The organism is Akkermansiaceae bacterium (assembly GCA_017798145.1).
GTDB lineage: Bacteria > Verrucomicrobiota > Verrucomicrobiia > Verrucomicrobiales > Akkermansiaceae > Luteolibacter.
Genome location: CP059069.1, coordinates 3,901,687 through 3,915,561, shown reverse-complemented (window position 1 = coordinate 3,915,561; position 13,875 = coordinate 3,901,687). Strand labels below are relative to the sequence as shown.

The window sequence follows — 13,875 nt, the reverse complement described above, 5'->3', positions numbered from 1 at the left end:
CCATGAAACTTCTTTTTCCCATCCTATCGCTCCTCGCCCCAACAGCATGGGCTGAGAAGCCGAACATCGTGATATTCCTCGCGGACGATGCAGGTTGGGGCGACTACTCGCACTCCGGCAACACCCAGTTATCCACCCCCCACATCGACTCCATCGCTAAGGAAGGCGCATCGCTGGAAAACTTCTTCGTTTGCCCCCTCTGCGCGCCGACCCGCGCGGAATTCCTAACCGGACGCTACTATCCGCGCACCGGCGTATCCGGGGTCTCGACCGGCCATGAACGCCTGAACCTAGACGAGAAAACCATCGCCGATGCCTTCAAGGCCGCAGGCTATGCCACCGGTGCGTTCGGGAAATGGCACAACGGCTCCCAGTTTCCCTACCACCCGTGCGGGCGTGGTTTCGACGAATACTTCGGCCACACATCCGGCCACTGGGGCGAGTATTTCGATGCGCCGCTGGAGGATAATGGCAGGATGGTGAAGACCGAGGGCTACATCGTCGATGTCTGCACGGACAAGGCGATCTCCTTCATCGAGCGGAAAAAGGACGGCCCGTTTTTCTGCTACATCCCTTTCACCACCCCACACTCTCCATGGGCTGCACCAAAAGGATATTGGGAGAAATTCAAGGACATGCCCATCACCCAGACCGGCACGAACGCGAAGCGCCAGAACATCGACGAGACCCGCTGCGCCTATGCGATGATGGAAAACCAGGATTGGAATGTCGGGCGCGTGCTCAGGAAGCTCGATGAACTGAAGCTCTCGGAAAACACCATCGTCATCTACTTCTCCGACAACGGCCCCAATGGAAACCGCTGGACCGGCGGCCTCAAGGGAACGAAGGGCGGCACCGACGAGGGCAGCGTGAAATCCGTATGTTACATGAGGTTTCCGGGAAAGATCCGGAGCGGGAAATCCATCATGCCGATCGCCGGCGCCATCGACCTCCTGCCGACGCTGACCGGATTCGCGGGAATTCAGCGCGTCGGAGACAAGCCGCTGGATGGCCGCGACCTCACACCCCTGCTCACCGGTGCGGGGGTCGAATGGCCTGAGCGGAAAATATTTTCAGCATGGCCGCAGAAGGTCTCCGTCCGGACGCAAGCACATCGCCTGGATGCGCAGGGAAACCTGTTCAACATGACCACCGATCCCGGCCAAACGACGGTGCTAAACAAAGAGGAACCACAACTCGCCGCAGAACTCTCCCAAGCTGCGCTCAGATGGAAGGAAGAGGTTTTCCAAGACCGCATCACAACACGCGGCGATCTCGATGCCCGCCCCATCCCCATCGGCCACCGGGAATTCCCCATCACCATGCTCCCCGCCCGGGATGGGATTCCCTCCGGCGGGATCAAACGCAGCGGAGCCGCCCCAAACTGCTCCTATTTCATCAACTGGACTTCCACGGAAGGAAAGATGACATGGCCCGCAGATGTCCACACCGCCGGAAGATACCGGGTGTCCATCGACTACACCTGCCCTCCTGGGGATGCCGGTTCGACCATCCGCTTGTCGTTCAAGGACGCAAGCCTAACAGGAAAGGTGGAGCCGGCCTGGGATCCGCCGGTCAAAACGGATCAGGACACCGTGCCACGGCATCCCATGGAATCCCAGATGAAGGATTTCAAAACCCTGAATCTCGGCGAGATCATACTAGCGGCGGGTGATGGCGACCTCATCCTTTCCGCCATGGAGATGCCGGGAAAATCCGTGATGGAAGTCCGGCGCGTGACATTGACCTTGATGGAGTGAATCACCGCGCCTCCATCCGCACCTCAAGCCGCTCGTATCCGATGTTGCGGCTGTAATCCTCCGCCGCATCCGTATTTGGAACCGCTCCGGTGATTGTGATGCTTTTCACGGATGTGGAAAGATGCCGCAGAAGCTCGCGCATAATCAGCCGCGCATGGGCGGCACCGAGGCAGAAGTGGGCACCGGCTCCGAAGGCGATGTGCGGGTTCGGCTTGCGGTCGAGGCGGACTTCGTTGGGAGCGGCGAAGACTTCCGCATCGCGGTTTGCGGAGGCCCAGCAAAGCGAGACACGCCCGTCTGCGGGGACTCTCATCCCGTGCACATCCGTCTCCACCGGGCAGACGCGGCCGATGTGGGTCAGGGGGGAAACGATGCGGAAAAATTCCTCACCGGCCAGCGCGATCCGCTTCGGATCGGCGTGGAGAAAATCGAGTTTCCCGGGATGCTCCGCCATGTGGGCTAGCACCGAGGTGATGCTGTGGATCACGGTGTCCCTACCGCCTGCAAAAGTGAGGTTCCCGAAGCCTGCCATCTCCTCGCGGGTGAGCTTCCTGCCACGGAATTCCGCCTTGGCCAGGGCGGAGAAAAAATCATCGCCCGATGAATCCTGCGCCGCGAGATCGAGGCGCCTGGCGATGTAGGCATCCACCGCCGTACCATCGGATTCCCCTTCGAGCACATCGCGGAACACATGCGTCCCCCACCCTATCCATTCCTCCGCCTCGGATTGCGGCAGCCCTAACAGATAAGCCAAGGCTCGTGATTGCAATGGGACGGCGAAATCACCTACCGCCTCAATCCCATCCCCTGCAAGCGCTCCTGCCACCATGTTACCAACGAGCGAACTGATCTTCGCCACGAAATCCGGCTTGCCCGGCTTCTTGAAAAACGGCTCCACGATGGCGCGGTATTCCGTATGCACCGGCGGATTTGTCTCGATGGGAAGCTGCCGCACTTTCCTGACATTTTCCTCGGACGGGATAGGCACCCGGAACGGCACATCGGAGCTGAAAGTTTCCCAATCCTTCGCCGCCGCCATCACATCGCCATGCCGTAGGATCATGGGGAGCGTTTCCCCTTGGAAACGCCCGGGGCAGACAGCCGCCCTTTCGCGCCGCTCGCGGAATACATCATCGTTTTCCAAGGATCCGCTCATTTCAAAGGAATCCCACGAATTCCATATACCACTGCCACAGCTTCCAGCCGCCGAACATCCATGTCACCGCACCCAGTGCAAGGAATGGGCCGAAGGGTAGCGGCTTGCCGAAGCCGATCCGCCCGATCAGCGCGGCGATGAGCGCAAAAAGCGATGCGGAAAACAACGCGAAGAACACCCCGGTCCAGCCGAAAAATGCGCCGATCATCCCGAGCAGGTGGGGATCGCCGCCGCCCATCGCCTCACGGGGGATCACGGCGCCGCGCGCCCTGCCGCTGAGGGAAACCATTTTCTCCAGCTCGAAGGTTCTTCCGTCCGCCAGCTCAATTCCCGTTTCCCGAATGACCAGTTCGCCTCCCCCTGTTTCCTCTCCATCCAGGACGACCTCGGTGGCATCGACCACGAGCCGGTCTGTTTTCCTCGAAAAAATATCCCACCACGGCACCGCCTCACCATCGATCACAAAGCACATCGGATCGTCATCGCCCTCCGGCTCGCGCAATGACCACTCGACCTCCTTGTCGAACTTCATCGCCTTTTTCCCGAACGCTTTTTTCCCCAGCTCCACCACCAACCATAGGCCGCAGAATCCGACCACCCAGCCTATGCCGCCGTTCATCAGCCCCTGCCACCAGACACCTGGATCGTAGCCAGCCATCACCGGCAACGTGGGCCATACGGCACATGCGGCCAGGCCGACCACCGAGCCCGCCCATGTGAAATTCGTCGGGATGATGAGGTGCTCGGCATCGATCCATGTGATCGCAACCAGCAAGGCCATCAGCACCCATAGGAAAACGGAAACCTGCGGCGGAAACATCCACCAGACGAGGGCGAATAGCGCGGCGGTGACGATCTCGACGGCGATGTAACGGAAGGGAATCGGCGCAGAACAGTGGGCGCATTTTCCCCTCAGGAAAAGCCAGCTCACGATCGGCATGTTCTGCAACATACTGAGCTGGTTCTTGCACAGCGGGCAGAAGGAGCGGTTCGGCTTGTTCACCGACATGCCCAGCGGCACCCGGTAGATCACGACGTTGAGGAAAGAGCCGATGCAGGCCCCGATCATGAAGGCAGGGATCAGCCAGACCCAATGCTCAAAGGGCGGATAGATCAGAGGCATGAGCGCCACCTTTCGGGATTGGGGTCAGTCCTTTCGGATTGATTTTTTATGGTAGGGGTCATCGGGTCTTGCTCAATGCTCGTCGATTCTTTGCAGCAGATTGTTCATTTCTTCCAGCCTATTCTTGTCTTTCCGCCCAGCGGAAACCAAGCGACTAACGGATGTCGGACTTCCCATGGCGAGGCGTTGTGAAATCCAGCCGTTCTCAACTCCAGTCCGCTCCCTGATCGCCATCGCCAACAGCACCTTCCGGTCATCGCTTTTTTTCAAAGCCGCAAGTCCGGCTGGCAAGCCCAGATCCCGGGATCCGGCTTCGAGGAGCCGCGTGGCCTCCTGCTCTCCATGTCCCTGGAGCACGGAACCGGCTTTACCCCTTACAGCTTTCTCTGTCCGCTCCAACATCGCCAGAAGCTTGTCCTTGAATGATTTTTCTCCCAGATACCAACCTTTGCGAAGAGACTCCATCGCCTTTCCATCCACCTCACCGCCATGGTTCGAAGCCCTCGCTTCCAGCCATCCGATGTAAGCCCTTCGCCCCCGCCCGTCCTCCGCGAGCTCGAACGCCTGCATCACCCGCTCGATTACCAGCCAATCCGGGCCTTTGCCGCTTCCGTAAGCCTTGATGCTGCTCCATTTGTATGCGCACAGCTTGCCGTGCAAACCGCCCGCCAACCCCGCCCGGGCGGGATTGAGATGGATGTAATCCGCCACAATCCGGAAATAATACGGATCTCCGCTGTCCGCCTTGATGGGAACCGATTTATACCGTCCTTGGAAAACATGCCCCCGCCGCATCCGGCGCGAAAGTCCCCAGCAAAACCCGCATTCCCACGACAAGACTCGGCTCCGGAGTTTCCAGCAACAGATGGAAACCTGTCCGCCGTAGCTTTACGCGAAGGCCGGATGGTTTCCCATCAGCACCCAGGCATGGACACGCCAGCCATGGCTTCCGCAGACCTGCCCCAAGCGAAAAAGGAAAGCCTTCCTGTCAGCTTCCGTCTCGAAAATCACCTTGCCGCCATCCCCTCGCGCCATGATGTGATACGTCCCTCCCGGATATTCGAATCTCAACGGCCTCGCCATACCCAAGAAAAGCCCTGCCCGAACAACCGATCAATCAGAATATCAATCCGAAAGGACTGACCCCAATAATTCGAAAGGACTGACCCCAATAATTCAGGACTGACCCCAATAAGGGAATGTCGAATTGAAATGACCGCCTGCCCTTGCCTCTTTTCCGCAACCATGGGTTTCATGTTTCCGGGCGGCTGGCTTCCCTGACACAGCTCTCCGTCCGGGAACGCCGCCGGCCAGCAGATCCACGCCCTTGAACTACTTCGCCAAGAAATCACACACATCCCCTTCCACCACATCAAATGCCCTCTTCCCACTGATCACTGATTTGATCCCGCCCCCCGGCGGTTCCCTTCGGGCACGTCGCGAATAGCTCCTGTCCATCTCGTTCCACTCGATTCTCGGCACTTCTCCCACCCTGCCCTCTCCAACCCAATCACCTGCCAGCAGGCTCCCGAGCAAACCTCAATGCAGGAAACGCATAGGGTCTGTCCCTTAGCGATAGGCCATCCGCCTTATCACGGTGACTTTTCGGGAATGTCTCCTTGATTCAAGGTGATATAAGGGTCTCCTTGCCGACCATCGACCGGACGATTCTTTTTGAGAAAGTCGGCAAGCCCCTCGATTTCCCCCGGATAATAATTGTTAGCGAACTCATACGGGGTTTTCGGGAATTCCTGAGACCCGCGCCGTGTGGGCGATGGGTGCCATGGGAAGGCCTCACCCAATTCGTTCCATCGATAATAACATTCGATGAGGCCTTTCATGGATGCCCCGTTCTCGGCTTTTCGTTGCCACCAGTCGTAGCCGCAGTGATGGGCGATTTGCATGGCCTGCACCATCGTGGTGAGCGCATAGGCGGTGTAGGTGATTCCACTGCTCACTCCACCATGATTGCGGGTGACTTCCTGTGGAATCGTATCGCAGAGCGTCCAAGGGTCACGGTCGAGGGAAAAAGGGGAGTAGCCGCCATTACGCGATTACGTAAGTATTTTGGGTTCTATTATTATTGATTCATCCGATTATTCATGGTTTCCTTTGCTTGTTCAGCCGCTCAGCGCGGCGACCGGGCACCCGCTCGTCCCCCTAACCCCCCATCCCCCATGAAAACAACATTGCGCATCTGCGCATCACTATTCGTCGTCTGCCTCGGGCAGGCGTTCGCCCAGACCTCGTTCACCCTCAACCTCGGCGGACCGGCCAATGTGGAGACTATCAGGAACAGCATGATCTTCTCCGGAGGCGGTGTTTCCGCCACGGCTAGATCGTGGAGTATAAGCCAAACCGGCACTCTGCCGAAACTCGCGCAGAGCGAAGTGGTGCAGTGGGAGCCTGGCATTGGCTCCAAGAACTCCAGCGAGGTGATCACGACTGTGCCTTTCGTTCCCTATTATGTGGACAACAAGGATCACTACGATTTCATCCTCTTCGTGTTTGATAGGAATGTCGATCTTACCTCGCTCAGCATCAACCCCAGCGGAAACAACTTTGATACGGATGCCTCCTATTGGTTCGGAAATGTGAATTCGAACATCTCCCTCACAGGGAAGGATCTGAGCGAGCTTTCATCACTGGGTTTCGGCCTGCGCAAAGACAACGATACTGTACCCAGCACCCTCGCAAGAACCTTCAGCCTAACCGGCGGGCCTACCGGAGGAGCCAACGCCCTCCTTGTTGGCGCCAGGGTTACCGGTGACGCTGACTTCGACAGATTCAAGATTTCCACCATCCGAGGGAATACTGTGACAGCGATCCCGGAGCCCAGTATGCTGGGGCTTTTGGCCGCTGGAGTTGCCCTCATTGCATTCCGCCGCCGCCGCTGAGGTGGCATCACTGGAACCTGCCGATGATGGGGCGGAGCTTGTCTGCTGTTGCCTCCGGCCAGTCGTAGACCGGGGTCAGGATCGCATTGTCCAGCGCGCTGTGTTCGATCCTGCCATTCGGATCAGATGCGGCGTTGAAATCAAGGTGTGTTTTCCGCTTTTTTGTGGTGGATGGGGTTGAATGGTTGGCCGTGCTTCAGCACGCCGTAGATGATGTTGAGGAGCTTGGTCATGACGGCTCCCACGATGACGATGGGAGCCATGCCCTGCGCCACGAGGCGAGCTGCGAAGGCTTCGCATACCGGCGGGTTGGTAGCGGATCGCGGTCATGGCCGGGAAGAACAGCAGTTTGCGCATCTGCCTGTTGCCCGCCTTCGTCTGGAGTCAGTCCTTTCCGATTGATATTTCCAAGGATCGTCCGGCATTCGTCCGATCGTTACGGCCTCGCCATCCCCAGAAAACCCCTACCCAAACCACTGACCAATCAAAATATCAATCCGAAAGGACTGACCCCCAATACAATCCATCAAGCAAACCTGAGGGAGAGCCAGAAATTCGACGTGCTCCAACTTGCCGGAAGCGCGGATCCTACTTTCTGCGGCGGAGCAGCAAGCCCATCCCAGCAAGGCCAATTAGGGCGGCGGAGCTTGGCTCGGGGACAACGGTTCCATAGACCCGCAGACCCGTGATTTGCGTTACGAGATTTGATCCACCGTCGTAGATCTGGAATGCAACCGTTAAATCGTTCGCCCGCGCATCGGACAACGTGTAATCGGTCACGTCCAGGTTGATGGTGCCCGTAGTCAGGGCGACGGTGCCAACGGAAGCGCTTCCAGATGGAACCGTGCTATGCCCGAGATTCAGGGTGCCGGAGCCTTGTGTTACGGTGACATCGAGTTCTACTCGCTCCACGGTGAAATCGGCAGCGGAATATCCCGCAGCATAAGACAGGTTCTGAAATTCTAGGCGCCACGCACCTAGGTTTGCATTATCGAACCATGCTCCGCAGCAATTGGTCCAGGCTCCGCTGCTCCAAGTGTCCGAGCCACTTATCGCGGTTCCTGTGATTTCAAGCTGGGCGTCTGATATGCCGGTTCCGAGGGTGAAAGTTCCATTGGTAGGGCTCGATGAGTCCTGGTAAATCGTCTCTACAACGTTCCCGCTGGAGGGTCCGTTAAAGGAAAAGCCGATAATAAGGGCGGCATGTGAATATGCGGATGAAAGGACGAGGATAGGAACGAATAGGATTTTTTTCATACCGGGTGGAGAGTGATAGGTGAGCAGCGGGCTGCCAAGAAAAAACTGTATGGAATCAGGCCTTTCGGATTGATGTTTCCAGGGATTTTCCCGCATTCATCCGATCGGAAAGCAGGTAAAACATAAGCGCCCCCGCTCCTTCCATCGCGAAAGCTACGGGAGGACGAGCGCGTCACACTATCTGCTGTTGAGGCGGAGTGGCACTGGCGCAGAGGAGGTGAGAACGTCCCCGCAGCTGGCACGACGGGCAAAAAATATTCACAGGCACGCCCGCCACCTTTCGATTTCGCGTTTCACATTCGCCACGGAGGGTGCGCCGGGGTTGGTGCGCGCGGCGAGGGCGGTTTCCAGGGAGAAGACGGATTTCATCGCGTCCGTGTAGGCGGGATCGATGTCCTTCAAATCGAGCGCGTCGAGCGGCACGCCGGACTTCACCGATTCCGCAACCGCTTTCCCGACCAACTCATGTGCGCTGCGAAAAGGGACGCCGCTTTTCACCAGAGCATCGGCTAGATCGGTGGCGAGGAGCATGGGATCGCTGGCGGCGGCGAGGCATCTGTCCTCGCGCATTTCCATGGCGGCGATCATTTCCGCGTTCACCGCGAGCACCATCAGGATGGTGTCCACGGAGTCGAAGAGCGGCGGTTTGTCTTCCTGGAGATCGCGGTTGTAGGTGATGGGCAGGCCTTTCATCGCGACGAGGAGATTCATCAGGTTGCCGACGAGGCGGCCGGTCTTGCCCCGGGTGATCTCGCAGACATCGGGGTTTTTCTTCTGCGGCATCAGCGAGGAGCCGGTGGTGTGAGCATCGGAAAGCGAAACGAATCCGAACTCGCTGCTGCACCACAAAATTAGGTCTTCGCTGAGGCGGGAGAGGTGGACGCCGCACATGGAGATGACGAACAGCAGCTCCGCGATGTAGTCGCGGTCGGCGATGGCGTCCATGGAGTTGCGGGTCACGCCGTCGAAGCCGAGTTCCTCGGCGATGGCCTCGCGGTCGAGGTTGATCGTGGAGCCTGCGAGCGCGCCCGAGCCAAGCGGGGAAACATTCAGCCGCCTGCGGCAGTCGTTGAGCCTGCCCTTGTCGCGTTGGAGCATTTCCACGTAAGCGAGTAGATGGTGACCCACCGTCACCGGCTGGCCGCGCTGGAGGTGGGTGTAGCCCGGCATCACAGTCGCCGCATACCTGCCCGCCTGATCGACGAGGACTTTCTGAAGGGTGAGGATTGCCGCGTTAATTTCATCGATCTGCGCGCGGCAATACAGGCGGGTATCGGTGGCGACCTGGTCGTTGCGGGAGCGTGCGGTGTGGAGCTTGCCGCCCGCCGCGCCGATGCGCTTGGTGAGCTCCGCCTCGATGTTCATGTGGATGTCCTCGAGCGAGGTCTTGAACTCGAATTTCCCCTCGCGGATGTCGGCTTCGATTTCCCGCAGGCCTTTCTCGATGGAGGAAAACTCCTCATCGTTCAGCAAGCCGGCCTTGAGCTGCGCCCGTGCGTGGGCGATGGATCCGGCGACATCGTGCGGGAACAAACGCCAGTCATAAGAGATGGACTCGCCGAACTGTTGGACCAGCGACGAGGTATCTTGGGCAAATCTTCCTTTCCACATAATTCAAAAGCTTCCGTTGGAATAAACGCCTGCCGGGATGGACTTGCGTTCCGCCTGATGGTTTTCAAAAGCGACATCGCCCTCGATCACAACCCCGTCCTCGAACGAGACCAGCCCGCTGATTTTCAGTGAATCGCACTTGATGAGGCTGGGCACGCCGAGCGGCTCCAGGGCATCGACGAGCTTGTATTCGCCGGAAAGGGAAATGTCGGGCGGCACCCCTTTCCTTTCCTCGCGGAGCCGGACTTGTCCGTCCTCCAGCACCTCGTAGGCGTCGGAACGTAGGGCGAGAAGGTCGGCAGTCGTCTTCACAGGCGCGAATCGGCTGCGCGGCACATCCACGGCGAGCGCACCTTCGAAGCACTCGATCGCTGAGCCCATCGCGATCTCCAGCTGGAACACCGCCGGGGAATCCGGATCGCGGGGATCGACGGTCTTGCGGTTCTTGATCATCGGCAGCGGCAGCACGCCGGAGTCGGCCTTGAGCTGGGCTTTCAGTTTCTCAAGGTTCAGCCAAAGGCTGTTGGTGTTGAAATAGCGGTGCTTGTCGATGTTCTGGAACTCATCGAGATCGCCGTCCGGGCATTGCGCGACCTCACGCAGCAGCAGCCGCCCGTCGCTTTTCCGTTTTGCCAGATGGCCGCCCTTCTTGTCCGCCGCCGTCCGCCGCGTGACCTCCATCATGAACGGCGCGCCGCTCTCCGCGAAAAACGACAGCAGCGAGGTGTCCATGATCGCCCCGAGATTGTCGGAGTTCGAAACGAACGCGTATTTCACACCCTCGCCGAGCAAGCGGTCCAGCCAGCCGCTGCCGACCAGAGCCGGATACAGATCGCCATGCCCCGGCGGACACCATTCCTGCTCCGGATCAGCGGGCCACTCGGCGGGTTTGAGTGTCTGCGCGTCGATCTTCGGGATCATGTTCTGCATCATTTCCACCTCGTCGGCGGATGCCAGACCTTGCTCCCCGTATCGCTGCAGGTGGGCGAGCGTATCCTCGCTGGTGCTGAAACTGTCCATCAGCAACAGCCGCACCTTCGTGCCGCTTTGCTCCCGCAGGGAAAGAGTCTGCCGCACCATGAGGTCGAGGAAATTCACGCCGTCGCGGACGGAAAGGAGGCTCTTGGGCCCCTGCAAGCCCATCCCGGTGCCGAGGCCGCCATTCAACTTGATGACCACCACCTGGCTTAGGAGATCGGCTCCGTCCCCGGAATCCAGCGCCTCCGCTTTTGGCAAATCCCCGGCGGGCGCGATGCTGTCCTCGGGGATCATCCCTGTCTCGTCCCTCAGCAGCGCCTCGTAGTTGCGTTTGAAAACCGCCACAGGCGCATCGCCCATGCCTGCGGCCCGCATCTTTATCTCAAACGCATCGAAGTGACTCATGTCCTTATCCTCAACAGCTCCATGGCGCAGGTAAATGCCGAAATGCCACGTCGTTTACGCAACCTTCCTAACAAGCGGCGGCACCGGCGCACCGATCGCTTCCGCTGTCGCCCGCAGCAACTCAAGCTCGTTGTCGCCGACCTGGGCATCGTCTGTGGCGACGAGGGCGCACAGGCGGAGGATCTGCTGCTTCACCAGCGGTGTGGCCGCATCCATCTCGCGAAGGGCAGAGGCAACTTCTCCGAGGCCGCTGCGAGTCCTGGGAAGCTCCCTTCCGGTGTGTGCGCGGTATTCGGCGGCGGCGGCATGGAGGGAGTTTTCCCCACCTGCCAACTGCGCAAACATTCCTAACAATTGCGCGACCTCCGTTTCCAGATCCATGATCCTACGGTATCGCATGGCGGGCACAGGCTGCAGCCCCAGTCCGATGCAGACATGGCGCCCGATGACTTTCTGCAGCATGAACTCGAAGAGATTCACCTCCCCGTCCGCCTCGATGAGCGCCTTGCTGGCATCCACGAATTCCTGTGCCTCCGCCCGGCTCATTTTCCTCAGCCAGGAAAGGGAAAGATCCACCAAGGCCAGTTTCTTGGAGGAAGAATAGCCTTCCAGATCAATACTCCAGGCAATGACACTTCCGATGGTCGCTCCGTCCGCCCCGTGCGAGGCCAAGATACCCTCCGCCATTTTCCTCCCGTCCGGATCGGCCGCGACAAGCAGGCCGAGCAGGAGGGTTTTCGCATCCTGTTTGGAAAACGAAGTCACCTTTCCGGATCGCAGCTCCTCGCGGATCATCGCGCCGACGTTGGCATCCAGCCTGCCGCTTTCCCCGAGGGAGTGGAGCCTGTCCGCGGATTTCACCTGCTCCAGCGAGCCGGAAAAACCCATGGGACCGTTGAACTCCGAAGGGGAAACCGGATCCGCCTTTCCCTCCAGCATCCCGCCATCCCAGCGGGGATCGATCGCCTTGATCCTCTTTTCCAATGATGGATGCGTCGCCATCAGCGATGAGAAACCACTGCTTGCGAAGAACATGTGCCGTGATTCCATCGCCTTCGGTGAGTTGATGTGCCCGTGGGTGGAAAAGCCGCCGATCTTTTTCAGCGCCCCGGCAATCCCGTCCGGATCGCGGGTGAACTGCACCGCAGAGGCATCCGCCAGATACTCGCGCTGCCGGGAGATCGCCGCCTGCAACATCCTTGCGAAAAGCACTCCGATCGAGCCGATCAGCCATACCGCCAGCCCCGCAACGATCAGCGCCAGGACGATCCCACCGCCTTTCGAATCCCGTGAGGAACCGCGAACAAAGCGGAAGGATTCGATCATCAAACGGCCAAGCATGGAGAGCATGACCAACCCGAAGATCCAGCCCATCAGGCGCATGTTCAGCTTCATGTCACCGTTGAGGATATGGCTGAACTCGTGCGCCACCACGCCCTGAAGCTCTGAGCGCGTGAGCCGATCCAAGGTGCCGCGCGTTACGCCGACTACGGCATTGGTGGGATCGGTCCCGGCAGCGAAGGCATTGATCCCCTGCTCCTCATCCATGATCCAAACGCCCGGCACCGGCAGGCCGGAGGCAATCGCCATTTCCTCCACCACATTGAGCAGGCGGCGCTCGGATAGGTCAGTCGTCGTCGGCTCGACCGGCCTGCCACCAAGCCCTTGCGCAACCACTTTTCCTCCTGCGGAAAGCTGCGCGAGCTTTGACCAGCTGCCGATCATGATGACCCCACCGACGATCCCGGAAACGGACAAGGCCCGCCCAGCATCCCACCAGCGGAGCTGCCCCCACTCGGTGGCGTGGTAAACGCCCTCGGGATTCGACTGGCTGAACTGCATGGCAAAAGTCGCCACCACATACATCACCGCAATCACGCCGAGCACGGAAAGCGCGAACCACCAGACGAGCGCGCGGCTCGATTTCCTGGCGCGCTCCTGTGCCTCGAAGAAATTCATCGGTGGGCTTTGCCCGGATCAGAACTGCACTTTGGGAGCCTCTCGCTCAGCCTCCACCTCGATCTCGAAGAGGGCCGCCTCGCCAAATCCGAAAATGCCCGCGACCATGTTGTTGGGGAAGACCTCGCGCTTGTTGTTGTACGCAAGCACCGTGTCATTGTAAGCCTGCCGTGCGAAAGCCACCTTGTTCTCCGTTGTGGTCAGTTCCTCGCTGAGCTGCATCATGTTCTGGTTCGCCTTGAGATCCGGATAGGCCTCGGCCACCGCAAACAGCCTGCCGAGCACCCCGCCAAGCCCAGCTTCCGCCTTGCCGAGCTGCGCGAGGGCGACCGGATCGCCCGGGTTCGCAGCCGCCGACTGCCTAGCGCTCTCCGCGCCGTTGCGCGCCGCGATAACCGCCTCCAGCGTCCCGCTCTCATGCGCCATGTAGGCCTTCGCTGTCTCGACAAGGTTCGGGATCAGGTCATGCCTGCGCTTGAGCTGCACGTCGATCTGCGAGAACGAGTTCTTGTACATGTTCCGCAGCTTCACCAGGCCGTTGTAAACGCCCATCACGAAAAGCCCGACCACGCCCACAAGTCCGATGATCACCACCAAAACGCCAATCCCTGAAAGTCCTGCACTCATAGTTGAAAAAATTCCTACCGGCTAAGCCCGGCCTTTGCCACCTAAAAATCAGCCAGCACAGGCTCCGGTGCGATCACCGCCCTGGTGGCGCAGTGGTAGATT

The 13,875-nt window shown here is 59.3% G+C and carries 11 protein-coding genes; 2 read left to right on the top strand and 9 right to left on the bottom strand.

What is annotated here, in order from left to right; genetic code table 11:
• Positions 1-2 precede the first annotated feature (2 nt).
• Positions 3-1,760, top strand: coding sequence for a sulfatase-like hydrolase/transferase (locus HZ994_16805; GenBank protein QTN33902.1), 1,758 nt, complete (start codon positions 3-5; stop codon positions 1,758-1,760).
• Position 1,761: 1 nt separating this feature from the next.
• On the opposite strand, the gene HZ994_16800 is transcribed toward HZ994_16805, so the two are convergent.
• The 4 genes from HZ994_16800 to HZ994_16785 all read right to left on the bottom strand — a co-directional run bounded on the left by HZ994_16800 (position 1,762) and on the right by HZ994_16785 (position 5,997).
• Complete coding sequence (locus HZ994_16800) at positions 1,762-2,916, bottom strand: cytochrome P450 (GenBank protein ID QTN33901.1); 1,155 nt, start codon at positions 2,914-2,916, stop codon at positions 1,762-1,764.
• A gap of 1 nt (position 2,917) precedes the next feature.
• Entirely contained in the window at positions 2,918-4,039 is a 1,122-nt protein-coding gene (locus HZ994_16795) for a prepilin peptidase (protein ID QTN33900.1), read from the bottom strand.
• Positions 4,040-4,111: 72 nt separating this feature from the next.
• Positions 4,112-4,750, bottom strand: a complete 639-nt coding sequence (locus HZ994_16790; GenBank protein ID QTN33899.1) for a hypothetical protein — start codon at positions 4,748-4,750, stop codon at positions 4,112-4,114.
• Positions 4,751-5,631: 881 nt separating this feature from the next.
• Complete coding sequence (locus HZ994_16785; GenBank protein ID QTN33898.1) at positions 5,632-5,997, bottom strand: alginate lyase family protein; 366 nt, start codon at positions 5,995-5,997, stop codon at positions 5,632-5,634.
• Positions 5,998-6,216: 219 nt separating this feature from the next.
• On the opposite strand from HZ994_16785, the gene HZ994_16780 reads away from it, so the two are divergent.
• Positions 6,217-6,936 carry a PEP-CTERM sorting domain-containing protein gene (locus HZ994_16780; GenBank protein QTN33897.1) on the top strand — a complete coding sequence of 240 codons (720 nt, stop codon included), beginning with the start codon at positions 6,217-6,219 and terminating at the stop codon, positions 6,934-6,936.
• 588 nt (positions 6,937-7,524) lie between these two features.
• Here the strand turns inward: HZ994_16780 and HZ994_16775 are convergent.
• The 5 genes from HZ994_16775 to HZ994_16755 all read right to left on the bottom strand — a co-directional run bounded on the left by HZ994_16775 (position 7,525) and on the right by HZ994_16755 (position 13,773).
• Entirely contained in the window at positions 7,525-8,193 is a 669-nt protein-coding gene (locus HZ994_16775; GenBank protein ID QTN33896.1) for a PEP-CTERM sorting domain-containing protein, read from the bottom strand.
• 258 nt (positions 8,194-8,451) lie between these two features.
• Entirely contained in the window at positions 8,452-9,804 is a 1,353-nt protein-coding gene (gene argH, locus HZ994_16770) for an argininosuccinate lyase (GenBank protein QTN33895.1), read from the bottom strand.
• Positions 9,805-9,807: 3 nt separating this feature from the next.
• The gene (locus tag HZ994_16765) at positions 9,808-11,187 is read right to left on the bottom strand and encodes a UTP--glucose-1-phosphate uridylyltransferase (GenBank protein ID QTN33894.1); all 1,380 of its coding nucleotides are present in this window, start codon (positions 11,185-11,187) and stop codon (positions 9,808-9,810) included.
• Between the two features lie 54 nt (positions 11,188-11,241).
• The gene (locus tag HZ994_16760; GenBank protein QTN33893.1) at positions 11,242-13,146 is read right to left on the bottom strand and encodes a M48 family metallopeptidase; all 1,905 of its coding nucleotides are present in this window, start codon (positions 13,144-13,146) and stop codon (positions 11,242-11,244) included.
• Positions 13,147-13,164: 18 nt separating this feature from the next.
• Positions 13,165-13,773 carry a LemA family protein gene (locus HZ994_16755; protein QTN33892.1) on the bottom strand — a complete coding sequence of 203 codons (609 nt, stop codon included), beginning with the start codon at positions 13,771-13,773 and terminating at the stop codon, positions 13,165-13,167.
• Positions 13,774-13,875: the final 102 nt, after the last annotated feature.